The sequence below is a fragment of the Chamaesiphon sp. VAR_48_metabat_403 genome (assembly GCF_031422475.1).
Taxonomy (GTDB): domain Bacteria; phylum Cyanobacteriota; class Cyanobacteriia; order Cyanobacteriales; family Chamaesiphonaceae; genus Chamaesiphon.
The window spans coordinates 1-24,035 of the sequence record NZ_JANPLS010000517.1 but is presented as its reverse complement, the minus strand read 5'-3'; the positions used below and the strand labels follow the sequence as shown (position 1 = coordinate 24,035).

The following is a 24,035-nucleotide window of genomic DNA, read 5'->3' as shown; positions in this document are numbered from 1 at the left end:
AGCTCGGTAGGGGCAATTCATGAATCGTCCCTACCGAGATTAGGCATACCAAGCTTAGAAATTAGCCGAAACGCCAACCCGATAGGTTCTACCTGGACTGTAAATTCGATTTACTTTTTCATATTGAACATCGGCAAGGTTTTCGACATACAAATTGAGTCCAACATTTTCGCTCACAGGTATCCGCGCACTGAGATCTAAATTGAGGAAAGATGGCACGAAACTGGTGTTAACTTGTCCGGGATTGTTGAAAAATGTGCGGCGCGTACCTGCATTATAGTTAGTCAAAAGATTGACTTCCCAACCTCGATTTGCGTAACCGATGCCTAATTGAGCGACGGAATAGGGAATGAGCGATAGTTGTAAGCCTCGCTCCGCGCCTGTCTGAATTTTGGCATCGGTGTAGGTGTAATTGGCAAATGCCGACCATTGGGGCGTTATTTGTTGTTTGAAGCCAATTTCTAAACCATTGGTGTTTACCTGCCCGATATTCGTCCACTGCGTGACAGTTGGGCTAATTGCTTGAGTGGCAATTCGATCGTTTAAACTACTGCCAAAATAGGTAATCGTCCCGGTGGATGTGGGACTAAATGCCAGATCGAATCCAGCAGTCCAAGTCGCGCCCGTTTCTGGTTTGAGGTTGGGGTTGGGGAACCAGCCGTGGACGGTATCGTAGAGATATAGTTGGTCTAGTCCGGGGTTGCGTTGCGCGCCTGCTAGAGAGGCACGGAGCGCGAGATTGGGGCTAATTTCCCAGCGGGAGCCGAGACTGGGGTTGATATAGTTACCAAATTGCGAGTTAAAATTCTGACGGAAACCTAAATCTAGCGCAACTTTATCGGTAATTTTCCAGGTATCGACAGCAAATAAAGCTGTATTGAAAACGTTGCGATTTTCGACATCATTAAAAGCAATCCGGTTGGGAACGGTGCTAGTTGACGTGCCATTTAATTTGCGATTTTGAATTTCACCACCCCAGCGGAGCGTATTAGTCGCCGACGTTTTCCAGGTATGGTCTACTCTCCCGGTAATGGCTTGAGTATCGAGCGTACCCGTGCGATTATTGTTACCGCTAGGGCCAAAAGTTTCAAAATAATCTTGAGTATAACCGATCGTGGTATTGAGCGTCGAAGTTTGGTCTGCGGCTAATTGAGATCGCCAATTCAATCCTAAATTGAGATTATCATGGTTTAACCGATCGCGTTGAAATGGAAAGCCAAAGTAGATTAAACCTCGCCGACTGGTAGTTTTTGTTACGTCGAAATCGAGCTGGTTGCGATCGTTAATTGCCGCTGAAATGTTACCAGAATAGCTAGTTAGATCGGTATCGGCGTTAGTCAGTTTACCTGTCGCCGGATCGCGATTGGCAGCACCGACGGGAACGCTATAATTATTGTCGATCCGATATTTTTCGACTCCAATGCGGTAATTTAATTTACTATCGCCGCCAGTATAACTCGCTCGATAATTCTGACGACCGTAAGATCCGAGTTCTGCCGATACATTGGTTTGTGGTGTACCCCGATAAGTTTTGGTGATGATATTAACCACACCACCAAAGGTTTCCGAACCGTAGAGAATATTACTAGCACCACTAGATAATTCGATCCGATCGATCGCATCAACTGGAATACTATTGAGATCTGTCGCTCCGTGATAAGTATTAATATTATTGCCGATCGGACGACCGTTGAGCAGAATGATAAATTGATTTATCGATGCGCCACGATAGTAAGTGCCAGTGTGAATATCTGCCCCATAGCCAGCATTATTAATTGCAAATCCTGGTAAAATATTTAATGTGTCGGCAACATTTTTCGATCCCTGCCGTTCGATTTGTTTGCTATCGATCGTGTAAACTGGAGCCGATTTAGGTAGATTTACTTTTCGCTCTCCCGTGACATCGATCGTCAGTTCTGGATCGGTTTCAGTCGTCGAACTATCGACCTGCGGCGGAGCTGCATTCGCGCAATGGCTGTCTAAAACTAACGATACACCTGCAATTAAGATCGACATCGCAACTAGATGCCGCGCAGTAGTTACCAGCCAATTAATTTGTCGATTCAAAATCTTTACACCTTGCTAAAATTATGACTTAAATAAACACCCGATCGGATTGCAAGTTGCTATTTATAACCTCAACGGTTTCTAACCGCTGCTCGTGTCGCAAAGTTCGCCAAAGCTGTACTGATTAACTAGTCCGCGAAGGCGGACTTTGCACCACCAGCCACGACTTCCAGTCGTTGGCTACTCCAGTAACTAGCAACTTGGGTTAGTACTGCATCTGGCGATCGTCGAATGGCAAAACTGGAGCGAACGCTTACAGATGAAAATCAGTAATCCGGCAATTAATTGTGAGTTGAATGACAAATAGTGTCAAAAGACAAGCTGTCAAACATCCCAGCCTAAATATTGCGCTAGTCTAAGGAAAAGCTCGTACTAAAAATGGCATGGTTCCTTTACCCCAACATCGCCCCAAAAACCTCTCCCTGGGGCCATTAGAGACGGAAATTCTCAAAATTGTCTGGGAATTAGATACTGCAACCGTTAAAGATATTCACGATCGCATTCTCAGCGATCCCGATCGCGAATTAGCCTATGCTTCAGTTACCACCGTCCTCAATCGATTAACTCAAAAAGGTTGGCTCAAATGCGATCGCCAAGAGCGGAGTTTTGTCTGGGAACCCTTACTCTCAGCAGCCGAAGCCCAGGCAATTCAAGCCTACGAACAGTTACAGCAATTTTTGGCAGTAGGTAACCCCGATATCGTTGCCGCTTTTGCCGATAGCTTAGATCGATCGAGCATCGACCAAATTGCAGCGATTTCTCAAAGACTGCAAGCCATTCGGACAGATCGGGAGGAAGGATAATGCACCTAATTGTCTTGTTGACTATTTTCGCTGTGGCTTGGGGACTGCGCTACACTTGGGCGGGGACAGATCGGGTAAGCTGGATCGATCGATGGCAGCGAACGCTGGCAATATTTTTATTACCACCACTGTTATTATTTACTAGTGCGATCGCCATCATCTGGATGGGGCCGCACGGACGGATGGTGTGGGTGGGAAATGATTGGTTGAGTTATTGTGTGGGGATCGGATTTTTAGGATTCGCCGCCTTATCCTGGCTCAAACTTGCTGGCTCTGGCTGGCAAATGCTGTCACAGATTCGCACTTACCCGACTACCGAACTTAATGGCAAAAGCGTCCGCATCCTCGATCTACCGACTCCCTATAGTGCCCAAATCGGCTTCTGGGAGCCAGAACTAGTCGTCACCCAAGGATTGCTAGATACATTATCAACAGCCCACCTAGAAGCGGTTTTAGCCCACGAACAAGCCCATTATCGCTACCGCGATACCTGGTGTTTTTTCTGGTTGGGCTGGTTGCATCAGATGACAACTTGGCTGCCTCAAACCGAAGCAATCTGGCAAGAACTGTTAATGTTAAGAGAACTTCGTGCCGATCGGTGGGCATCCATTCAAACCGATCCGCTCTTAGTCGCCGAAGCATTATTGTCGATCGTCCAAAATACACCCATATTTCCCGACAATATTTGCGCCGCTTTTAGTCAAACAGCCCCAGCAGATCGGCTCACCCAAAGGATTGAAGCCCTACTCGATCGTATAGAAATCAACGGCAACAATCAGATCGAGCCGAGTCAGAATCTAGCTGCTTGGGCATGGCTACTTGTTGCGGTATTGCCATTACTTGCCGTCCCTTTTCATAGCTAGCCTAAATCATTCAGAAACGGCAACATAACGATATTCTTCATCATCGTCATCTGCTACTTGCACGTCGCTAACATCGACTTCGATCGATAGTTTCTCCAAGTCTTTGACTAATGCTTCAGAAATATAGTGATGGTGAAGATCGAGTTTTTCGAGATGATTAATTAACGGACTAGCTAATAAAGCCGCCGCGCCGATATCGCCTAAATTTCCTAATGATAGATCGAGAGTTTTTATTCTCACTAGGATCGTGGCATCTGCCACCGCGATCGCCATTCGATCGGCAATTTCACTATCTCGCAAACCCAGATACCGAAGATAAGGAAATAACGAACCATTCAGAATCGGGGCGAGATCTACTGGTGTGGTATCGCCGCCATAATTATCGGTGCCCAACCATAATTCTAAATGTTCTAAACTGGGTAAATGACTGGCACATACTTCCCGAACTCTTTCTACACTCAAGCCGCCAGTTTCGACGATTAATGTTTTCAATCGTCCAAGCTCTAGTTCACCAAAACTCAAGTTTTCATTACCGCGTACCCGTAAATATTCTAATTGAGGATAAGCATTCCAGAGTGGCGATAGATCGCTTTGTTGAATCCACGATATCTCATATTCCTCGCCAGTAATATCGCCTAAAAATAATGCTGTTAAATTAGGCAGTTTTTGGCTGGCATCAACCAGGAAATTCACAACGGGTTCGCTCGATCCATCTTCAGCATCCCATTGTCCGATAATCAAGTTAGTAATTTGACTGACTTGAGGATCTGCTAAAAATTGTGATAATAAATCGATAATGCTATGCTCTGAATTATAATCGACACTCAAGCGATAGCTAGATTCTGTAGGCTCGGCAATCCCAATTTCTGTCGTGTATTCAACAATTGGCTTACCTGCAAATAACTCGTCGTGTTGATAAATTCCCATGTAGATTTTGGATTGAAATGTTGATGTTTTGCGCCAGTTGTGAAAATTACTAATTCCCTAACCCCTGGGTACCCTCCGCGACGAGGCGCACTAGGGCGATCGAACAAATAATTATGTACTATATCAATTTTCTCCTATTTATTATATTCCGTCAATAGCATTTTTACCTGAGTCGTATAGGTATCCTCTCCATTCCAAGTAATGCCCTGAAGTAGATCGCCAAAAGCATTCATCTCGATGATATAATGGTCTTTTAAATTTGGTGCGATTAATAAATCGATCCCACAGTAGAAAGTATTCGGAAAACAAGCCGCAGCGCGTTCGCAGGTAGCTAACATTTCCGCCCAAATAGTCGGCGATAAACCTGGCGGTAAATCTGTAATTTCTCGTCGATCGTTTCCCAAATGTAAATTAGTCATCGGGCTATTTCCTACCCGAATTACTGCTTGACGCGCTTGACCGCTTATTACAACTACTCGCACGTCAAATTCTCGCCCTTCCAATCGTGCTTTGGGTAACCATGTTTCGATTTGAACTGATTCGCAGGTGAGAAAATCAATAATATCGGCGATCGCATCTGCATCTCGATATTGGCGAATCAATCGTGAATTATAAAACCGTAATTCGCCCGCTTCGACAACTCGTTCGACGGTAGTAATTGCCCGCTCGAATCCATTCCGACGATCGTAAGCAACTACTCCCGAAGCTGAGGAACCATGCGCCAGTTTGATGAATACGCGATTGATGTTGCGATCGTCCATCAATTTAGCTATTGTGGATTTTGAATCGTTTGGATCGATCGATAATATTGGGGGTATGGGAATACCTGCGGTGGCTAAAATTTGTTGACACCGAACTTTATCAAACATGACGATAATGTCATCGGGATGGTTTAAGATTCTCCCTTGTAAATTAGCCGTCCATATTTTTAAACACTCGCACCAGCCGAGATACCATTGACGTTGATACCAAATCCGCCCCAAATCTGCTGGTAACTGCGCCGCCGCACTCCCACTAATCCGTTGATGTCGTCCCTCTGGCTCTAGTTCCGCTCCCGCTGCAATAAACCCTCGATCGACTTCAAAACTGCGCTCAGGCGCGTCAAATCGGAAGATTGTATCTGGAGAGTCAAATTGGGCTAAATCGCACCTACAGGCTAATAAATCGGCATAGGAGATCGATCGAGCTGGCGGTAATTCACATCGCTCTAATGCTTGCTGAAATAGTTGCACGCGGCGAGTTTCGGGGTTGGAAATTAAGACAAGATTCAGCATTTTATTCATTCATGTAATGCCCAGCGACGATGCCCTTCACAACGACGATCCCAGTTTCCTCCTTCGTGCGCTGGATATGGTGGACTATCACTATTGATTTGACATGGTAATTCTTGTAATTTTGCGATTGTGCTTTCAGATAAATAATTACCAAATACGTTTAAATATTTGAGATTTCTTAAATCTGGCGAATTAAGTAGATACTCTGCTCCTTTTAAAGTCATCGTCCCCATTTTAAAGTCGAGTACTGCTAATCGATCTATAATGGGACTAGTTAAAACCTCAATAATTAAACTATCAGTATCATTATCACTGCAAAGTCCGAGATATTTTAAATTAGGGCTTGCATTATCGAATAAGATTGGCTTCAAAGCTTTTGCAATTCTATATCTGAAGATATCTATCTTCCCCAACCATAGCTCAAAGTATTCTAAGCTAGGTAATTCTATTCGCCCAATTTGGTTGAGATTCTCCCCTGCTAAGTGTGCAGTTTCTATAATTAAAGTTTTTAGATTTTCATGTCTTAATCCTGCACAATTCAAAGAAGTATATCCCTCATCCTGATATTCATCATCAGTAAAACGTCCAAATACTTGAAGAATCTCTAAGGTTGGAAAGGATTCTAAAAAAGGTCTAATATCGGAAACACTTAGTTTCGATCTCCGATATCCTGTCGGCCATTCTTCTTTACTATCTCCAATATATAATCCCCGCAGATTTGCAAACAAATTTCCTGCATCACAAATCGCCGCCAACGCCTTAGCAAATGGATCTTCTTCAGTAAAAATAAATTCTTGTTCTATTTTAACAATCAATGCTTTTAATTCACCAATTTTTGGATCTTTTAATAAAGATTCAAAGTGACCTAAAAAAGAATCATATCGATCGCTGTATTCCCATGAATCGGTCATTTGTACCACATAAGCATTATTTTCTGGATCGACAATTCCTATTTCAGGATTGTAGATTTCCCATCGCCAGTCGGCTAGAGTTGTAAAATAACTTAGCGGTTCGCGATCTAATAATGCTGCTTTTCCTGCTTCTCCAGCTCGATCGCGTAGCAATCTACGTGCGAATCTTTTAACATCATCGTTAGGATCTGCCAGTGCTTCGAGTGCTAAATTTATGCCATCGGTTCCATATTGGATCGTGTCTTTGAGTGCTTGGATTTTTGCGACTATCGATTCACTTTCCAATCGTTGTTTTGCACCAGCTAATCCACCCAATATGGCAGCATTTATCGGCGGTGGATTTTGTCCGCCTAAGACAGCATCGGATTCTTGGGGATTGGTTTCTGGCATGGCGATCGATCGAGAGGAGGTTATCGTTATTATGCCCAATCGAGCTTAACATGGCGACATCAATGCAGCCCTCGAATGAATTCGGGGCTGAGATCAAAAGTCCGTTGAAACGGACTAAAATCGAATCTCAGTTATCTTCACTTCGTGACGCTACGCGAACAGATAACTTTTGCTATGAGCGCGAAATTTATTTCAGCGCGGATGTCGCTTGCACTAGTAAAGCCTCGATCGGTTAGTACTATCGATCGTTAATTTAATTTAGGAATGAGGATTAAAGAACTTGCAATTCCTCCTTTGGTAGGGGCAATTCATGAATTGCCCCTACCAAAGGTCGGCAGCAGAGCAGATATGTATATTATTAAATCCTCATTCCTTAGCGATCGAACTATCTACTTAAAGTCCGCAGAAACCGTCCTAAACTGGCGAAGACACCAGGCGATTTGGCTGGAGTGGGATTATCCCCCGACGTGGGGTTAGAGGGCATTAGCATCGCATCTAGCTCGTCGCCGACGGGTTTTTGGGGCGATTCGGCTAGAAGGGTATAATCGTCGCCTCGCTCTTCCCAGACTTGCCATTGAGCGGGATAGCAGCGGTAGATGGCGGCGGTTTCGAGGGGTTTGATATAGTAGGCACAGGTGAGAGTCGTCAGGAACCTATCGCGCAGTTGTCTGGCGGCATACCCGATGCCCACAATTGCGGCATCTTCGAGTTTGGGTAAGAATAAAATCACCGGACGATCGCCTGCGGCATTACATAATTGCTCGACTTGTGCTACTTCCACCGCCGATGGTTCGATCGCGATGAATATTTGGTCTTCGGCTTGAATTTTATCGACAATCGGCGATCGACTGCTACCTAAATCGTCGATCTTAAAGTTTAGATCCGACCAATCCCGTTTGGCTAGAGCTGCTGCGCCAGTATCGGGAAATAATACCTTGAGTGTATTACCGCGATCGCTAAATGCTTCGATAAATTGTCGTGCCAAATTCATCGATTTAAGTTCGGGGATGGCAATCTCGATCGTGATCCGCTGACAACCATCGGCAATCGCCGCCAGGGTAGCGGTTTGAGCTAGTGCGATCGAGTCTTCGAGGGTGGTGGGTAATTGTGACATGCAACGGGGAATACTGACGCTATCTCTACTAGAATACCGCTCGATCGTCTCATCTGGCAGCTTGCACCATTTCGATCGAGCCTAGAAATAAGGTGATATTATCTGCAACTATGATTTATCTGATTATTAGATTGACTAAGATTGTCGGATAGCAGTACATCAAAGTCCATCATTCAATCATTTTAATCAAAGTTCAGACAATATAAGGGGAGAATCATTCCCAGCAATCACCTTTATTGCTGAATATAGATCGGATAGTTACACTCGATCGTACTTCAATTAATCCAAAGCTTGGTGCAAAAATTCCCAAGTTTCGCGATGTTCTTCTGAGTCGCCTTCATCTTCCCACGATTGCAGCAATCTCTCGATCGATTGTGGTTGGTTCGCTTCAATTTGCCGCATGGCTTTTCCCCAAGCTACCGAGGGAGAATTTAAATCTAGCTGTAGTAGTCTGGGATCGGACTTCACATCAGGAATCGTATCCTGGATTGCTTGGATGAGGTGAATTCTGTCTTCAACGCTCATGGCTTTGATTTGGTCTAAAGTAACTGAGAGATCCATCTCGATCTACCTCAATAGCTAGTTGTTCCTTAATTATAATCTATACTCGATCGATTCATTTAGACATATTTTATTATTTAATTACCAATCGTTCCTCTATTATTCGCCGCATCTAGCATTTGATGATAATACGACATTCTATGCTTCTGGTTTCGCGCTTCGTCTTCATCTTCATCACGCCACTCTTCTTCCACTTCAAAGTTTTCAACTAAATCCTTCATTGTCTCTAGGAGGTTTCTTGCCTCTTCCCATGAAAGCATTCTTTCAACACTGTCATACTTAGTTTGAGTTATGCCTGTTATTGTACTTCTATACTCAACTGGGGAAGAAATTGTGATAACTGGTTCGAGATAGCCGATCCTAATAGTGTCAGTTATAAAACCTTTCTCGTTTAAAATATCCTGACGTTTGACACGAAAAAATAATCGACATTGCTCTTTTTTTGCTCCATGAAAATTCACCCCCAGAGAACCACCATCTCTGTAAATATCTATCATAGTTACACGAGTAGCAACTGGCAACATAACAAGCTCCCGATTTTTTGGTAAGGTTTGACTGGATCTGTAGATAGCTTGAAGATGAATGCTAATACAGATCGAGCCTACAGATAACTTACCCATTTCGATCGCCAGATCGATTATGACTTGCTAAAAAATAATAGATGCTGCTGGGGTAGCACGCGCTCATTCTTGAGCAACTTTAATCCCACAGCTTTCATTTCGCGCTCGATTTGTTTTTGAGTGGTTTTGTGGTGAGGCTTGATAAATACCTTAGGATCTTCGCCGCGATATTCGGTTAAGACAATTCGCCCGCCCGGTTTGAGTGCCGAGACAATTCCCGTCATCATTTCTTGAGGATAACCAAACTCATGATAGGCATCGACCATAATTGCCAGATCGATGCTGGCTGCGGGTAATTCGGGACTTCGTTCGGTGCCTAATTGCGGCTGAATATTGACAATTTTATTTTTACTAATCCGCTGTTTTAAAAGTTCGACCATTTCTGGCTGCACATCGACGGCGAGTACTTTGCCTTCGGGGACTTGTCGCGCTAGAAGCTGGGAAATATACCCCGTACCCGCGCCAATATCGGCTACAACGTCTGTAGATTTAAGTTCTAGTGTGTCGATCATTTTTTGGGGTTGCTCTTCTGTAGCGCGATCTGGACGCTCTAGCCAGCCTGCGCCCTGATGTCCCATGACTTGGGCAATTTCTCTACCCATGTAGACTTTACCCGTACCATCGAAGCTGGGCTGTCGATAGCTGTAATATTTAGATTGAATTAGTGCGGTGCTGGGGGGAGTGGCGATTTGCCAACAGATGAGGCAAGCGAGGAGGATTTTACAGAAGTTTTTAAAAAGCAGCGAGGGCATCAAAATTATGGAAATAGAATACAAGGTCAAACTTTATTATAGAATCGATCGATTGGAAGAGGTACTATTAAAACTCCCTACACTTGCCGATCCGATCGAGGGTGCATTATGTACGATCGCATTAGCAAACGATCGCTGCGTGCATTTACCATTTACTTCTGGCGAACAAAACCGCTTAATTAATTTTCAGTATTCTAGGGGGGCAAATTTCGATACTCGATTGATTTTTGATATTGACGATCCTTTGCTCGATTATATGCGATCGGCTGAATCGACAGCTAAGTTAGATCGCCAGACAAATCGGGTATCGATCGGTTTTATCTACGTATATGTTCGACTTGGTAGTGAGTATCTAGAGCTGGTATTTAGTGGGGACAGTTCGCGCATCAATAAGTTATTTCTAGACAGTCGATCGATTCAAAATCGCTTTATCGAATTCATGCACGATACTGGTGGTCTATTTGGACTCCTCGATCTAGAAATTAACTATTACTTGCTAACACCCACTCTCGATCGAAAAATTGCTCGTCCGAGTGCCGCTATCCAAATTGAGGCTATCCCTAATTGGGATATTCCTTATTATGAAGAGGAGATTGTTTATCACATCGATCTCTATGTGGCTGAATGTTTATCACAACTTTAAATGAATCCAGCGTGGCTTTGTCCGTCAGAAGAGAACGAAGATTTAGGGTAGGGGCAATTCATGAATTGCCCCTACCTGGAATTTTAGAAAGTCGAGAATTCAGACATCGGTAGTATCTTGTTCGGCGACTTTACCAAATAAGTATCGATCGCCGATATACTTGAGAATTACCCTGCCTAACTTCGGATCGTCCCTTTCAATCGTCGGTTTGACAACCACGCCTTCTCTACCGTGAGTACCACCGACGAGCGAATCGCCATCGGAAAATCCTCTAATAACTTCTAGGGAAAAAGCACCTTCATATACTAATGGTACTTGCTCGACTTGATGGCGATCGCATAGCTCTTTAAAAATGGGATAATCGACATATTTACCATCTAACATTAAATCGAAGGCGCGGAAATTCAGTCTTTTTTCGCCATAAGTATAAGCTTGAATTCCTTGTCCGTAAACTTCACCGTATAAGATTGCTTGTTTGTGTCCTTGACTTTGTAGATCTAAGAGCAGATTTTTGACACCAATCAAGGTGTGTGGAAACCAGTAAGTATTTGCCACCATTTCACTCGGCTCATCTGGTTCTTGCCGACGTAAAGCTCTCGAACCAGCCATCATCGTCGGTTGTTCTTCATCATCGTGCCACACAAAACCCACCCGACAATTAGTACCATGAATTTTTTCAGTCGCGACAACTAGTTCCCCTACTGTTAATAAATAGGGGTAGCTCCGCATGTTTTCTAGATTAGTATATCGAGGAAAATAGGGATCGTCAGTGGCACTATCTCCGGCTGTCGCCTTAACTGGCGGATAGTATTTAGTAGCACTATAAAACTCTGCCACATCGTCGCCTAATTGCATTGCTGCTTCGGGCTGCACTACCAATCCAAACGAGGGTTCGCCGCGTAATTTAATCCGATGTACTACCAAAACGCGATCGCCATTAATATCGGTTTTTTCAGATAAATATGTCGCCACATTCAACCGCTCGGCAACTTCTTTAGTTAATACAGTCCCTTGCTCGAAATAAACGACCAAATCGCCCGGTTGATGTACGCCTTTTTTAACACACATTTGCCACCCCTGCACGGTGGCTAGCTCTAGCGCATCGGCATTTCCATGCGGTTTTAGCTCCAAAATTTCGCAGACTTCGACTTTAATCGTGCTCATATTTAATTTTCAAGGTACGTTAAATTTTATTCCAGACAGCCGCTGTCTGGCTGTGACTAGGCTAACACATGAATTAGGTGAGTAAAGTATAAACTACAAGTTTTGGTACGATTAGAAAGATTATTTCAAACGGTTCCCGAAACATTCAAACTGCTATGGTTACCAGATCTCACTCAGGCTCAGAATGAAACCTGGCATGATTTCACTACAGTCGATAGCAGTGGGAAATTCAGATATCTCTGGTGCTTGCCCCGGCCGATAGATTTCGACTTGCTTGTTTTTAGGATTGATGAGTAAACCCAGCCGCACCCCATTCGATCGATACTCCTCCATCTTTTCTCGCAATGGCGGCAATCTATCGGTTGCCGACAGCAGCTCAATGACAAAATCTGGTGCCAAGGGTGGAAATTTCTTGCGTTGCGCTGGGGTCAAAGCCTCCCATCGGGATAATTCCACCCAAGCGGCATCTGGAGAGCGTTGGGCACCATTTGGTAATACAAAAATGGTGGAAGAGCTAAAAATTTTACCTAGTCTAGTTTGGCGATTCCAAACAAATAACTCACCACCTAGCTCTAATTCAGAGTTTCCACTTTCTCCACCGACTGGGGGCATGACGATTAATTCTCCGCTGGCTGTCAATTCAAACGATCGATCTGGATTATCTTGGCACAGTTTCTCGAACTCTTCACCATCAATGCGAAGAGTTATGCGATGAACATCTAATAACAATGGCTTGGTTTCAATAGATGGCATTTGGTATAAATCCCCCAATCTAGATCGGAATATTAGTTTTTGGTTGCTATTTTTATTAAAACACGATCTAAACTCGATTCACAAGGAAGCGATTTCTGTCTTTGGCTGGATTTTTGGCGGTTGGCTCTGGTTCGGTTTGTTAGTCGGTCATTACGGTGGCATCCGATTCCCGATTGCGGTAGTTGTCATAGTTAAATTTTTAGCTCGAATTGTAAAGTTATTTAGTAAAATTCAGAAACGCGATCGCCAGAGCTTGTATCTTAAATGGCAGCATTCTATCAGTAAATATATGTTCGCCGATCCGCGAGATTATCAGATCGTGTTTTTAGGTAGCTTTCTAGGATTGGGGATTATGACTAGAGATTGGTCGATTAGACCGGAATTAGTTTTTAGTCTAATGCTCAGTTGTTGTCTCACTCAGCTAGTACTCAGTAGTTTAGTTAAATCTACCGAAAATATTTGGCTGACGCTCAAGAGTGCTTTAATTACTACTTTGGGTTTATCGTTATTGTTACGTGCCGATCGAGTCAGTACGATGATTTTAGCAGGTTGCTTGGCGATCGCGAGTAAGTTTATTTTTACTGTCGAGCGCAAGCATTGGTTTAATCCGGGTAATTTTGGAATTATTGCAGCATTATTATTAACTCCCGATGCCTGGGTTTCACCGGGGCAATGGGGCAGTGATTGGTGGTATTTATTATTGTTTATCGGTATGGGTGGTGTTGTCCTCCAGCGCGTGGGGAGATGGGACACCAGCGTGGCTTTTTTGGGTAGTTATGCTGGCTTAGAAATTGCCAGAAATATCTGGTTAGGTTTCCCCTTAGATGTTTGCATTCATAAACTAATGAGCGGTTCTTTATTGTTGTTTGCCTTGTTTATGATTACCGATCCGCGCTCGATTCCTAATGCACGCTCGACTCGAATTATTTGGTCGATCGCGATCGCTATTTTAGCATTTATTCTCCGTAACTATTTTTATATTAATGAGGCAATATTTTTCGCCTTATTTGCCATCTCTCCTCTAACACTCGCACTCGACAAGTTGTGGGCTGCACCTCAATTTAATTGGCATTCATTCGATCGTACCAAAACCACCTAATTTATCCCCTATCCCCTAATGAACATCCCTCGAATTATTCTCAGCCTCTGTTTAGCATGTATTCTCGTCCTGAGTTTTGCAACAAAAGCGATCGCCTTTTGTGGTTTTTATGTCGGTGGAGCGGATGCTAAATTATTTAATAAAGCGTCTCAAGTAGTCATCGCTCGTAATGGCGATCGTACCATCCTGACGATGGCAAATGATTTTCAAGGAGCGGTGAAAGATTTTGCACTCGTGGTACCAGTTCCGGTAGCAATTAAACGAGAACAAGTAAATATTGGCAAACGGACGACAATCGAGAAATTAGATGCTTTCAGTCAACCTCGTTTAGTTGAATATTTCGATCCCGATCCGTGCAATACAGTTAATTATGAAAGTAGAGCATCTGACTCAGCGATTCCAACCGCATCAGCACCAGCACCAGTGGCGAAAAGAAATGGTAATTTAGGCGTTACTGTGGAAGATCGCTTCAAGATTAAGGAATATGAAATTGTGATTTTGAGTGCGAAAGAATCGGATGGATTAGAAACTTGGCTTCAGCGAAATGGCTATAATATCCCGAAAGGTGCGAGTGAATTATTGAATCCATATATCAAACAAAAACTAAAATTCTTCGTTGCTAAAATCGATATCAAAGAATTTAATAAAATCGGTGGTAAGCTATTACGTCCGCTGCAAATTGCTTATCAATCGCCTAAATTTGTGTTGCCCATTCGGTTGGGAACGATTAATGCTCGCGGCGAGCAAGATTTAGTTGTCTACATATTATCGCCGAAAGGACGGGCGGAACTGACTAATTATCGGACTGTTAAAATTCCGACGGGAACGGCAATTCCGACTTATATTAAAGGTGAATTTGGCAGCTTTTACAAAGCCGCTTTTCAGAAGGTCTACGAGCGAGAGCAGAAGAAAGTTGCCTTCTTAGAATATGCTTGGGATACTAGTAATTGCGATCCTTGTTCTACCGAGCCACCGACAGCAGCAGAATTAAAAGAAGCTGGTGTATTTTGGTTGAATGATGGCAATAATTCTTCAGGGAGTATTCCACCGAGTTTTCGCCGATCGGCACCTCGGTCGAATACATTTATTACTCGCTTACATATTCGCTATACCCGCAATAAGTTTCCTGAAGATTTGATGTTTCAAGAAACTGGAAATCAGGAGAATTTTCAAGGACGTTACGTACTCAACCATCAATTTAAAGGTACTATGAATTGTGATGCTGGCAAGAAATATCAACAGGCATTACGCCCCCGCTTAGAGCAAGAAGCGAGTAATTTAGCCAACCTGACTGGCTGGAGCATTCGCGATATTTATCCTAAGATCGACTTTCCATCTACATCCAAGAAAACTGAAGATAGCAAGCCATTTTGGCAAAACATATGGGGTGGAGATAAGAAATAATCGAGAGCTTCATCAATTGACACGTTCGTGAATTAATTAAAAGCTCTGGCGAAATTAACGATCGTGTCGATTCATTAACACTACTATCGAGCTTAACCCCTGAAATTCTCATGCAAAATCTCTCTCGAATTATTATTTGCTGCTTGCTAATTGGCATCTCAATCTTGACTAATATCAGTCCTGCATTAGCATTTTGTGGCTTCTATGTTGGCGGTGCGGATGCTAAAATATTTAATAAAGCATCTCAAGTAGTTATCGCTCGTAATGGCGATCGTACCATCCTGACGATGGCAAATGACTTTCAAGGAGCCATTAAAGATTTTGCGATGGTAATCCCCGTCCCGGTGGCGATTAAAAGAGAGCAAGTACATATCGGTAAACGTACCACGATCGAGAAATTAGACGCATTCAGCCAACCCCGGTTAGTCGAATATTTCGATCCCGATCCTTGTGCAACTTCCGATTTAAATGAATCGGCAATTAATTCTAATAGTGTCCGCAGATCGGCTCCTTCTGCTAGACTGCGAGGCAGTGGTTCTAATCAAGATTTAGGGGTGACGGTTGAAGACAATTTTAAGGTGAATGAATATGAGATCGTTATTCTTAGTGCCAAACAATCTGATGGATTAGAAACTTGGCTCCAACAAAATGGCTATAATATTCCCAAAGGTGCGAGTGAATTACTAAGTCCGTATATCAAACAAAACCTCAAATTCTTTGTTGCTAAAATCGATCTTAAAGAATTTAATAAGTCCGGCTTCCAGGTGTTGCGTCCGTTGCAAATTGCGTTTGAATCGCCTAAATTCATGCTACCGATTCGCCTGGGTACGATTAACGCTCGCGGCGAACAAGATTTAGTAATTTACGTGCTTTCACCTAAAGGACAAGTAGAACTGACTAATTATCGGACTGTCAAAGTCCCTACGGGAACAGAAATTCCTACTTATATTAAAGGAGAATTTGGCGCGTTTTATCAAGCCACATTTCAAAAAGTCTACGAGCGCGAACAGAAAAAAGTGGCGTTTTTAGAATATGCTTGGAATGTCTCTAATTGCGATCCTTGTTCGAGCGCGCCACCAACTTCAGCCGAATTAAAAGATGCTGGCGTATTTTGGGAAGATAATGGCGAGACTACATCTAGCAATCCTACAAACAATTCTCGCCGTCGATCGATAGCTCAAAGTAATACGTTTATTACTCGCATTCACGTTCGTTATACCCGCGATAAGTTCCCAGAAGATTTAATATTTCAAGAAACTGGCAATCAGGAAAATTTCCAAGGTCGATATGTAATGAATCATCCCTTTAAGGGCAATCTCAGTTGTGCTGCTGGGAAAAAATATCAGCAGACACTTCGCCCTCGGTTGGAAAAGGAAGCGAGTAATTTAGCCAATTTGACTGGTTGGAGCATTCGCGATATTTATAGCAAGATCGATTTTCCCACCGTTCAATCTCAGCCGGATGGGAATAAGCCCTTTTGGCAGAATGTTTGGAGCGATAAGTAAGAGCGATAGGTAAGAGCGGGGAGCGGGGAGCGGGGGGACGGGGTGACGGGGTGACGGGGTGACGAAGGGCGAGGAAAATGCATAAAGATATCAAAGACACTTGTGTCCTTCTTACTTCTTACTCCCATCTCCCCGCTCCCATCTCCCATCTCCCATCTCCCATCTCCCAATCAGATGCGATTTTGAGAGCGATAGAAGGGTTTTTTAACGACAGTAGCGGGGTAGAGTTTGCCCCGAATTTCGACTTCGACAACTTGCCCTAGTTTAGCAAATTCGATCGGTACATAAGCCAGGGCGATCGGGAGTCCTAGTGTGGGGGACATGGTACCGCTAGTAACGATGCCGACAGGTCGATCGGCGATAACTACGGGATAATCGTGACGGGCGATATATCGTCCTTGCATATTCAAACCGACTAACTTGCGGCTGACTCCCGCCGCCTGCTGTTTTACCAGCACATCGCGCCCGATAAAATCGCCCTTGGTATCTAAATGTACCAACCATCCTAACCCTGCTTCTAGGGGCGTGGTAGTATCATTAATCTCCTGACCGTACAAACACATGGCTGCTTCCAATCGGAGGGTGTCTCGCGCCCCTAGCCCGCAAGGAGTCACGCCAGCGGTTATTAATGCATCCCAGAGTCGCACGCCGATTTCTGGTGCGACCATGATTTCAAATCCATCTTCGCCAGTGTAGCCAGTCCGGGCGATAAAAGCGGGGTTTTTAAAAATTAAACCTCTGGAATGACCAAAATTCGTTAACTGAGTCAGATCGATATCGACTAAGGGTTGAAGATATTTAAGTGTGTCTGGCCCTTGGATGGCGAGTAAGATTTGAGTGTCGGATAGATCGGTAAATGTGACCAGATCGAGGTCTAAATGCGCCAACAACCAGTCTTTATCTTTATCTTTAGTACCTGCATTGACAATTAACACGACATTGCCCGCGCCTTCCTGATAGACGATGATGTCATCGATGATGCCTGCTTGGGGATTTAATAAAACTGTATACTGGGCTTGTCCGGGTTGGAGGCGGCTCAAATCGGATGGTACTAGTTTCTGCAACTGCTCGATTGCTGTGTCGCCGTGCAGGATAAACTTACCCATGTGGGAAATATCAAACATCCCCGCGCGTTGCCGAATCGCTTCGTGTTCGGGACTAATGCCACTAAATTGGACGGGCATCTCCCACCCCGAAAAAGTTGTCATTCTAGCGTTGAGCGCGATCGCCCGATCGGATAATGGAGTTCGGAATGGAGGATGGGATTCTAGTGCAGTCATTGAATTTTGCAGTTTCCCTAGCAACAAGTTACAGCTACTGATTCTTACACATCCCGATCGCTAAATTGAAGCTCGTTGCAGGTAAAATGTAAGGATAAATTAGGAATTATCCCTACAGGAGATCGCTGTAGCCCCGCAATTATTCGTGTGTCAATGGCAGAACTTCCTAGCATAGATCGATCGATTCGCATTTTGACGATCGAAGCCGATCCGATTATCCAATCGGGGCTAATTACTTGTCTGAATCGATTTCGAGATCTGCAAGTGGTGGCTGAAGCTGAAGATCTTGCTAGTGCTTGGCAAATTCTCAAGCAGGGAGTCGAACTCGATCTAATTTTATTGGGGCTTCCAGCATCGGATTTCGCGATGAGTTTTGCGTTTTGTCAGCAAGTCAAAACTAGCAATCCCAATTTACCAATTTTGCTACTAGCCGCGTCTGGAACTGCGGCATTAGCCCCCGCAGTTCAACTTGGGGTTGAGGGGTGCTGTTTGCGGGGGAGTTCGATTATTGATTTAGTCAACTATATCCGTCAAGTTGCCAGCGGACAAACTAGTTGGGCACCAGCAATTTTACAACAAGTTAGTATCGATCGACAACCACGCGCGATCGCGCTGTTCGATCGAATGCGGCAATCTAGTCTCCAGCAAATTGATACTACTTTAGCCGCCATAAATACCGATCTTACAGGCAATTTATCCGAACTCGATCGTTTAATCTTAACCGGACGCAAGCGCGAACTCAATACCGCCCGCTGGCTCGTCAACCGCTTATTTCCATCTACTCCAAATCGCTCGATCCCAACTGCTCAATTCACACCTGCTAATTTACCCAGTCCAAAACTGCCCACCGCACTAGTAGAATCCGATCTCGGTAATCTCACAACGCGATCGTTATTCGATCGGATCGCCGCCAAACTCCAATCGGGACTAGAAAATCTCACCCCTACCGCCCTAGAAATCGATATTCTGCGCCGAGATAAGAAACAAGAACTATTTTATTTAATTCTCCGTCAATTTGAAGGATTGCTCGATGAATTGCGCTTTTCTCAAATCACGATCGAGCAATTAGCAGCCAAGCATCCTCAGATTTTACCAGATTTATGGGCATCGGTAACTACTGACTTTTTCGGTAGATATCATACCCTCTCGATCGCAGATAGCCAGATTGAAATCATCCCAATTTTACTCCAAGATGTCGCGATCGTCAACACCGAAATTCTTGCCAAAATTCCGCAATCGATCGACTTATTCAACTACTTACTATTCAAAACACCACTCACGATCGATAATCTCACTTATTCAGTCGGTAGCACCGCCGCCACCGAGCGCGCCTGTAGCCTCTTAGAAAATCTAACAATCCAGATGGCAAATGCCGTCATGCAACCTTTACTCAATCGGTTTGGTAATTTAGAATCGATGAAATCTGGATTTTACGATCGCCGATTGCTCTCTAGTCGCGAGATCGAACGGTTCCGGAACGATCTCTCCTGGCGATATCGAATCGATCGTTATATTAGCGAACCGCAAGCAATTTTTGAAAGTCAATATCGGTTATTTATCTTCACCGAATATGGCATCAAACAGATGCCTATTTATGCCCCGCGTCCGGTAGAATTAGAACGACTAGCCGGAATTCCACTCGTCGTAACACTAACCCTAGAAGTGCGCGATGCCCTCTCACCCCGCTTGGCATCATTAACCACATTTGTCGGGAGTGGAGTTGTCTATTTGCTCACCGAAATTATCGGACGCGGTATCGGTTTAATCGGGCGCGGTATTATTAAAGGTGTGGGCAATATTTGGCAAGAAACTAATCGCAGTCGGAGATAATTATGCAAAATACGCGTTTAAATACATTATTCGATCGACTGGAAAAACAATTTACTCAATGGTCTGAAAATCCCTGGCGACGATTATCACTAATTATTATTAGTTTACTATTTGGTAACTTTTTAGCGTCTGCGATCGCGACCACCACCGGACAAAGAACCGAACTCGACGCGATCGCTAGTTTGGGAGTATTAACGATTGTCGAGTCAATTTCTTGGCTGACGTACGGGACTAATTTCGGTCGGCGGCAAGTCACATCAGATGTGATTTTAGGCAAACGTCCACTCTGGATTGCACTATTAAATAGCATCAAACTGGGGTTAATTTATGGACTGTTTACCGAAGCATTTAAGCTAGGAAGTTAATTGAGAATTGAGAATTGCGGCTCGCTCTGCGGAGGTTCCCTCCGCATAGAAGCGAGACAAGACAGAGAATTGAGAATTGAGAATTAATTTAAAAGTTACACTATCCACTATCCACTATCCACTATCCCCTATTCCTGACAAGACGATCGTAAGATATAGCTAGCCAAGTAATTAAGGGTAGAGTAAAAACGGTGCTGGACATTAGACAGATTCGAGAAAATCCAGAATTAGTACAGGCAAAACTAGATCTCAGAGGAGCGGGTGCGTACGACATCCAACCCATTCTCGCACTGGATCTCAAACAGCGCGAACTAGAATTCACCCGCAGTCAACTTCAGGCGCGCAGCAACGAAATCGGTAAACTCGTCGGCGAGAAAATGAAATCGGGCACGGCTCCCGACGCGCCAGAGATTAACACCCTCAAAACCGAAGGTAATGATGTCAAAATTCAATTGAGCGAATTAGAGCCAGCCGAGCGCGAACTCAAAGCGCAGATTACCACCCTAATTTTACAACTTCCCAACCTGCCCAGCGACACTACCCCGATCGGTAAAAGTGAAGAAGAGAATGTCGAACTCCGCAAATGGGGAGATGAATATATCCCCACCAACCCTCAAATTTTGCCCCACTGGGAAATCGGTGAAAAATTAGGCATCTTAAATTTCGAGAGCAGTGCTAAAATCGCGCAAAGTCGGTTTGTCACCCTCATCGGTGCGGGTGCGGCTTTAGAACGCGCCTTGATAAGCTTTATGCTCGATCGGCAGATTGCGGCGGGTTATACTGAAGTCAGCCCGCCGATCCTCGTCAATAGTGCGTCGATGACAGCTACGGGACAGTTACCGAAATTTGCGGAAGATGGCTTCAAGTGTGCCGATGACGATCTGTGGTTGATTCCTACTGCTGAGGTGCCAGTTACCAATCTCTATCGCGGCGAAATCCTCAATAGCGAACGACTCCCGATCCATCACTGCGCTTATACACCTTGCTTCCGGCGCGAAGCGGGAAGTGCGGGGCGCGATACGCGCGGTTTGATCCGACTGCATCAGTTCAATAAAATCGAGTTAGTCAAATTAGTCCATCCTAATACTTCTGAGCAAGAACACGAATCGCTAGTTGCCAATGCGGAAGCAATCCTCCAAGCGTTGAAATTACCTTATCGAGTGATGGAACTATGCACTGGAGACTTGGGCAGTAATGCGGCAAAATGCTATGACTTAGAGGTGTGGCTCCCATCGGCTGGGAAGTATCGGGAGATTTCGAGTTGTTCTAATTTCTATGATTTCCAAGCGCGGCGTGGCGATATTCGGTTTAAGGAAACTGGCAAAAAAGGCACACAATTCGTCCATACACTCAATGGTTCGGGTTTGGCTGTAGGACGCACGATGGCGGCAATTTTAGAAAATTATCAACAACCCGATGGATCGATCGCCATACCAGAAGTATTACAGTCTTATCTAGGTAGAGCCATACTGTAACCCAAGTTGCTAGTTATGAGTTATCAGTGGGAGCGTGGATGGGTAAATGTGTGGATGCACCGGAGTAAATCTTTTGTATGTTGATTGGATGAAGAGTGTTTGAATTTTTAATTTATCTTGTGGTTGCTAATGTATGAAAATCTGATTTTATTTGATGGCGTGTGCAATTTTTGTAATGCAGCGGTGCAAATGGTAATTGAAATCGATCGACACAAAATTTTTAAGTTTGCCGCAATTCAATCTGAATTAGGACAACAACTCTATCGTCAGCATGGTTTAGATCCGATCGATATTCAAACTTTAATGTTGGTAGATGGAAAGCACGTTTTGACTAAAAGCGATGCGGTATTGGCGGTGCTATCTAAACTTGATGGCGGCTGGCAATATTTGGCTAATTTTACAGCGATGCCTCAACCGTTAAGAGATTGGGCTTATACTGAGTTCGCACGACAAAGATTCGTGTTATTCGGGCGGCGGGATAGTTGTATGGTGCCCACGCCAGAGTTACAAGAGCGATTTATCGGCTAAGATTTTCGGCTGCGCTCGGTACCCGCATGGGGATTAATCCCCATGCTAACGGCTCAAGTCCGTTTCAACGGACTAAAAATAAAAACATGGTGAATTAATTGTTGTAAAAGGTCATTCTTCCAGTACGTTTTAACGTACTTTTTTTGATAGCCTGCACTTCAGTTGCGGGAGGGGCTTCAGGATTTCGATCGATCCTCGTCAGCAGATCTACTAGTGGAAATAATGTGAATATCGACATTTTTGAGCAAGCGGAGGATCTGCTGAGTGAGCGAACCTTTCCAGAAGATCTGCCACCGTGATTTCTGACTTTCACCCATGACTATTTGGGTAATTCGATATTGTTGAGCGGTTTGGGCGATCGCTTTAATGACATTGTAGTCGCGCACTTGGATGAACTCACCCCCAAATTCTTGGCAGAGCCGTTCGCAGGTGGCGATATGCAAGCTTTCGGCTTTGGTTAAAAACCGATCGGGTTCGTTGACATACAATACATAAAATCGTGCGTGCATATAGCTGGCAACTCGCGCCCCGCGCCGGAGGAGTTGCACTGTATTGGGATATGTAGAAATACACACCAATAGTCGTTCGTGAATGTTGCAAGCTGCGGGTACGAGGGCATCACCCTTAGATTGCTGGGTACCCTCGATATTATCGGCGACTTCTCGAAGTGCTAACTCGCGCAATGCAGCTAAATTACGCCGCTGAAAGAAATTATTGAGCGAACTATCGATCTTTTCGGGTGCGTAGATTTTGCCATCGCGAAGGCGTTCTTGGAGGGTTTCGGGGGTAACATCGACGACAACGACTTCATCGGCTGCTTCGAGCACGCGATCGGGAATGCGTTCGCGGACGACAACTCCGGTAAGCTGGGCGACAGTATCGTTGAGGCTTTCGAGATGCTGGATATTGACGGTGGAATACACGTCGATGCCAGCAGTAAGAATCTCTTCGACATCCTGATAGCGTTTTTCGCGCTCTGCACCGGGGATATTAGTATGGGCTAGCTCGTCTACTAATACTAGTTGCGGATGTCGATCGAGGATCGCACCTACGTCCATTTCGGTAAATGTGACACCTTGACACGCGATCGACTGGCGGGGAATTTGTTCTAATCCGAGTGCTTTGGCGGCGGTTTCGGCACGGTTGTGGGTTTCGAGTAAACCAATGGCGACATCGATGCCTTCGGATCTGAGTCGATGTCCTTCTTCGAGCATTCGGTAGGTTTTGCCGACACCAGGACTCATGCCGATAAAGATTTTATGTTTGCCGCGACGGTAGGTTTGCATGGGTTTAGGTTTTAGGTTTTAGGCTTTAGGTTTTAGGCTTTAGGTAGAGCATCTAAAGCTAGATTTAATTTCAACACATTTACGCCGGGTTCGCCGAAGATGCCGAGGAAGCGGGGGTCGGTATTTTGGATGATGAGCAATTCTAACTGATTTGGTTGGAGTTTTCGGGCGGTGGCGACGCGCTGAATTTGGGCTGTGGCGGCTTCTGGGGTGATGTGGGGGTCGAGGCTGGAGCCGGAGGTGTAGAGGAGGTCGGCGGTGGGTTTGATGCCTGCTTGCTGGAGTCTGGGGAGGTCACCAGCGATGGCTTTGGTAGGGTCGGGGTCGGTTTTGCCGTTGATGCGATCGAGTAGTGCGGGGTTGCTGGGGGCGAGGTTGCTGGCTCCTGAGACTCCGGTTTTGAGGATGCCTGCTTTGTCTT

General features: G+C 44.6%; 23 protein-coding genes. 10 read left to right on the top strand and 13 right to left on the bottom strand.

Features of this window, described 5'->3' with window-relative positions:
• Positions 1-54 precede the first annotated feature (54 nt).
• Positions 55-2,067 (bottom strand): TonB-dependent receptor, encoded by a 2,013-nt coding sequence (locus RMO79_RS24265; protein WP_310485851.1) that lies wholly within the window; start codon positions 2,065-2,067, stop codon positions 55-57.
• Positions 2,068-2,450: 383 nt separating this feature from the next.
• Between RMO79_RS24265 and RMO79_RS24260 the strand changes: the two genes are divergently transcribed.
• Both RMO79_RS24260 and RMO79_RS24255 read left to right on the top strand, forming a co-directional pair.
• Positions 2,451-2,870 (top strand): BlaI/MecI/CopY family transcriptional regulator, encoded by a 420-nt coding sequence (locus RMO79_RS24260; RefSeq protein WP_310485850.1) that lies wholly within the window; start codon positions 2,451-2,453, stop codon positions 2,868-2,870.
• Positions 2,870-3,733: a M56 family metallopeptidase gene (locus RMO79_RS24255; protein WP_310485849.1), complete on the top strand. Its 864-nt coding sequence runs from the start codon at positions 2,870-2,872 to the stop codon at positions 3,731-3,733. Before RMO79_RS24260 ends, RMO79_RS24255 begins: the two co-directional genes overlap by 1 nt.
• Positions 3,734-3,739: 6 nt before the next feature.
• On the opposite strand, the gene RMO79_RS24250 is transcribed toward RMO79_RS24255, so the two are convergent.
• From RMO79_RS24250 to RMO79_RS24220, 7 genes are all read right to left on the bottom strand, one after another.
• Positions 3,740-4,660, bottom strand: a complete 921-nt coding sequence (locus RMO79_RS24250) for an STM4015 family protein (RefSeq protein ID WP_310485848.1) — start codon at positions 4,658-4,660, stop codon at positions 3,740-3,742.
• A 134-nt stretch (positions 4,661-4,794) separates the two neighbouring features.
• A complete protein-coding gene (locus RMO79_RS24245) occupies positions 4,795-5,934 on the bottom strand; it encodes an STM4014 family protein (protein ID WP_310485847.1) in 1,140 nt (379 codons plus the stop codon).
• Between the two features lie 5 nt (positions 5,935-5,939).
• Positions 5,940-7,235 carry a hypothetical protein gene (locus tag RMO79_RS24240; RefSeq protein WP_310485846.1) on the bottom strand — a complete coding sequence of 432 codons (1,296 nt, stop codon included), beginning with the start codon at positions 7,233-7,235 and terminating at the stop codon, positions 5,940-5,942.
• 385 nt (positions 7,236-7,620) lie between these two features.
• Complete coding sequence (locus tag RMO79_RS24235; RefSeq protein WP_310485845.1) at positions 7,621-8,349, bottom strand: DUF1995 family protein; 729 nt, start codon at positions 8,347-8,349, stop codon at positions 7,621-7,623.
• A gap of 279 nt (positions 8,350-8,628) precedes the next feature.
• The gene (locus RMO79_RS24230) at positions 8,629-8,910 is read right to left on the bottom strand and encodes a hypothetical protein (protein WP_310485844.1); all 282 of its coding nucleotides are present in this window, start codon (positions 8,908-8,910) and stop codon (positions 8,629-8,631) included.
• A gap of 77 nt (positions 8,911-8,987) precedes the next feature.
• Entirely contained in the window at positions 8,988-9,530 is a 543-nt protein-coding gene (locus RMO79_RS24225) for a hypothetical protein (RefSeq protein WP_310485843.1), read from the bottom strand.
• A 17-nt stretch (positions 9,531-9,547) separates the two neighbouring features.
• Positions 9,548-10,282 (bottom strand): class I SAM-dependent methyltransferase, encoded by a 735-nt coding sequence (locus tag RMO79_RS24220; RefSeq protein ID WP_310485842.1) that lies wholly within the window; start codon positions 10,280-10,282, stop codon positions 9,548-9,550.
• Between the two features lie 7 nt (positions 10,283-10,289).
• On the opposite strand from RMO79_RS24220, the gene RMO79_RS24215 reads away from it, so the two are divergent.
• Complete coding sequence (locus tag RMO79_RS24215; RefSeq protein WP_310485841.1) at positions 10,290-10,925, top strand: hypothetical protein; 636 nt, start codon at positions 10,290-10,292, stop codon at positions 10,923-10,925.
• 99 nt (positions 10,926-11,024) lie between these two features.
• Here the strand turns inward: RMO79_RS24215 and RMO79_RS24210 are convergent, their stop codons facing one another.
• Positions 11,025-12,089 (bottom strand): RNA ligase family protein, encoded by a 1,065-nt coding sequence (locus tag RMO79_RS24210; protein ID WP_310485840.1) that lies wholly within the window; start codon positions 12,087-12,089, stop codon positions 11,025-11,027.
• Between the two features lie 159 nt (positions 12,090-12,248).
• Positions 12,249-12,842, bottom strand: a complete 594-nt coding sequence (locus RMO79_RS24205; RefSeq protein ID WP_310485839.1) for a Uma2 family endonuclease — start codon at positions 12,840-12,842, stop codon at positions 12,249-12,251.
• Here RMO79_RS24205 and RMO79_RS24200 point away from each other — a divergent pair.
• From RMO79_RS24200 to RMO79_RS24190, 3 genes are all read left to right on the top strand, one after another.
• Positions 12,823-13,941 (top strand): RnfABCDGE type electron transport complex subunit D, encoded by a 1,119-nt coding sequence (locus tag RMO79_RS24200; protein WP_310485838.1) that lies wholly within the window; start codon positions 12,823-12,825, stop codon positions 13,939-13,941. The two genes, RMO79_RS24205 and RMO79_RS24200, sit on opposite strands and share 20 nt — an antisense overlap.
• An 18-nt stretch (positions 13,942-13,959) precedes the next feature.
• A complete protein-coding gene (locus RMO79_RS24195) occupies positions 13,960-15,345 on the top strand; it encodes a DUF2330 domain-containing protein (RefSeq protein WP_310485837.1) in 1,386 nt (461 codons plus the stop codon).
• A gap of 110 nt (positions 15,346-15,455) precedes the next feature.
• On the top strand, positions 15,456-16,850 hold the full coding sequence (locus tag RMO79_RS24190; RefSeq protein ID WP_310485836.1) for a DUF2330 domain-containing protein: 1,395 nt from the start codon (positions 15,456-15,458) through the stop codon (positions 16,848-16,850).
• Between the two features lie 170 nt (positions 16,851-17,020).
• Here the strand turns inward: RMO79_RS24190 and gcvT are convergent, their stop codons facing one another.
• Positions 17,021-18,130, bottom strand: a complete 1,110-nt coding sequence (gene gcvT, locus RMO79_RS24185; RefSeq protein WP_310485835.1) for a glycine cleavage system aminomethyltransferase GcvT — start codon at positions 18,128-18,130, stop codon at positions 17,021-17,023.
• A gap of 153 nt (positions 18,131-18,283) precedes the next feature.
• Between gcvT and RMO79_RS24180 the strand changes: the two genes are divergently transcribed.
• From RMO79_RS24180 to RMO79_RS24165, 4 genes are all read left to right on the top strand, one after another.
• A complete protein-coding gene (locus RMO79_RS24180) occupies positions 18,284-19,960 on the top strand; it encodes a DUF3685 domain-containing protein (protein ID WP_310485834.1) in 1,677 nt (558 codons plus the stop codon).
• A 2-nt stretch (positions 19,961-19,962) separates the two neighbouring features.
• Positions 19,963-20,325, top strand: a complete 363-nt coding sequence (locus RMO79_RS24175; protein WP_310485833.1) for a DUF565 domain-containing protein — start codon at positions 19,963-19,965, stop codon at positions 20,323-20,325.
• Between the two features lie 191 nt (positions 20,326-20,516).
• Entirely contained in the window at positions 20,517-21,800 is a 1,284-nt protein-coding gene (gene serS, locus RMO79_RS24170) for a serine--tRNA ligase (RefSeq protein ID WP_310485832.1), read from the top strand.
• 129 nt (positions 21,801-21,929) lie between these two features.
• On the top strand, positions 21,930-22,328 hold the full coding sequence (locus RMO79_RS24165; protein ID WP_310485831.1) for a thiol-disulfide oxidoreductase DCC family protein: 399 nt from the start codon (positions 21,930-21,932) through the stop codon (positions 22,326-22,328).
• 176 nt (positions 22,329-22,504) lie between these two features.
• On the opposite strand, the gene RMO79_RS24160 is transcribed toward RMO79_RS24165, so the two are convergent.
• A complete protein-coding gene (locus RMO79_RS24160) occupies positions 22,505-23,614 on the bottom strand; it encodes a sensor histidine kinase KdpD (RefSeq protein WP_310485830.1) in 1,110 nt (369 codons plus the stop codon).
• 32 nt (positions 23,615-23,646) lie between these two features.
• Positions 23,647-24,035, bottom strand: a 389-nt coding sequence (locus tag RMO79_RS24155; RefSeq protein ID WP_310485829.1) for a potassium-transporting ATPase subunit C, incomplete at its 5' end; no start/stop codon positions are given.

Excerpts from the sequence above, each read along its gene's own strand:
- RMO79_RS24250 (WP_310485848.1), bottom strand. The coding sequence starts at position 4,660 with ATGGGAATTTATCAACACGACGAGTTATTTGCAGGTAAGCCAATTGTT.
- RMO79_RS24210 (WP_310485840.1), bottom strand. The coding sequence starts at position 12,089 with ATGAGCACGATTAAAGTCGAAGTCTGCGAAATTTTGGAGCTAAAACCG.
- gcvT (WP_310485835.1), bottom strand. The coding sequence starts at position 18,130 with ATGACTGCACTAGAATCCCATCCTCCATTCCGAACTCCATTATCCGAT.
- RMO79_RS24230 (WP_310485844.1), bottom strand. The coding sequence starts at position 8,910 with ATGGATCTCTCAGTTACTTTAGACCAAATCAAAGCCATGAGCGTTGAA.
- RMO79_RS24235 (WP_310485845.1), bottom strand. The coding sequence starts at position 8,349 with ATGTCACAATTACCCACCACCCTCGAAGACTCGATCGCACTAGCTCAA.
- RMO79_RS24165 (WP_310485831.1), top strand. The coding sequence starts at position 21,930 with ATGTATGAAAATCTGATTTTATTTGATGGCGTGTGCAATTTTTGTAAT.
- RMO79_RS24260 (WP_310485850.1), top strand. The coding sequence starts at position 2,451 with ATGGTTCCTTTACCCCAACATCGCCCCAAAAACCTCTCCCTGGGGCCA.
- RMO79_RS24225 (WP_310485843.1), bottom strand. The coding sequence starts at position 9,530 with ATGGGTAAGTTATCTGTAGGCTCGATCTGTATTAGCATTCATCTTCAA.
- RMO79_RS24175 (WP_310485833.1), top strand. The coding sequence starts at position 19,963 with ATGCAAAATACGCGTTTAAATACATTATTCGATCGACTGGAAAAACAA.
- RMO79_RS24255 (WP_310485849.1), top strand. The coding sequence starts at position 2,870 with ATGCACCTAATTGTCTTGTTGACTATTTTCGCTGTGGCTTGGGGACTG.
- RMO79_RS24215 (WP_310485841.1), top strand. The coding sequence starts at position 10,290 with ATGGAAATAGAATACAAGGTCAAACTTTATTATAGAATCGATCGATTG.
- RMO79_RS24220 (WP_310485842.1), bottom strand. The coding sequence starts at position 10,282 with ATGCCCTCGCTGCTTTTTAAAAACTTCTGTAAAATCCTCCTCGCTTGC.
- RMO79_RS24205 (WP_310485839.1), bottom strand. The coding sequence starts at position 12,842 with ATGCCATCTATTGAAACCAAGCCATTGTTATTAGATGTTCATCGCATA.
- RMO79_RS24245 (WP_310485847.1), bottom strand. The coding sequence starts at position 5,934 with ATGCTGAATCTTGTCTTAATTTCCAACCCCGAAACTCGCCGCGTGCAA.
- RMO79_RS24195 (WP_310485837.1), top strand. The coding sequence starts at position 13,960 with ATGAACATCCCTCGAATTATTCTCAGCCTCTGTTTAGCATGTATTCTC.
- RMO79_RS24240 (WP_310485846.1), bottom strand. The coding sequence starts at position 7,235 with ATGCCAGAAACCAATCCCCAAGAATCCGATGCTGTCTTAGGCGGACAA.
- RMO79_RS24180 (WP_310485834.1), top strand. The coding sequence starts at position 18,284 with ATGGCAGAACTTCCTAGCATAGATCGATCGATTCGCATTTTGACGATC.
- RMO79_RS24190 (WP_310485836.1), top strand. The coding sequence starts at position 15,456 with ATGCAAAATCTCTCTCGAATTATTATTTGCTGCTTGCTAATTGGCATC.
- RMO79_RS24160 (WP_310485830.1), bottom strand. The coding sequence starts at position 23,614 with ATGCAAACCTACCGTCGCGGCAAACATAAAATCTTTATCGGCATGAGT.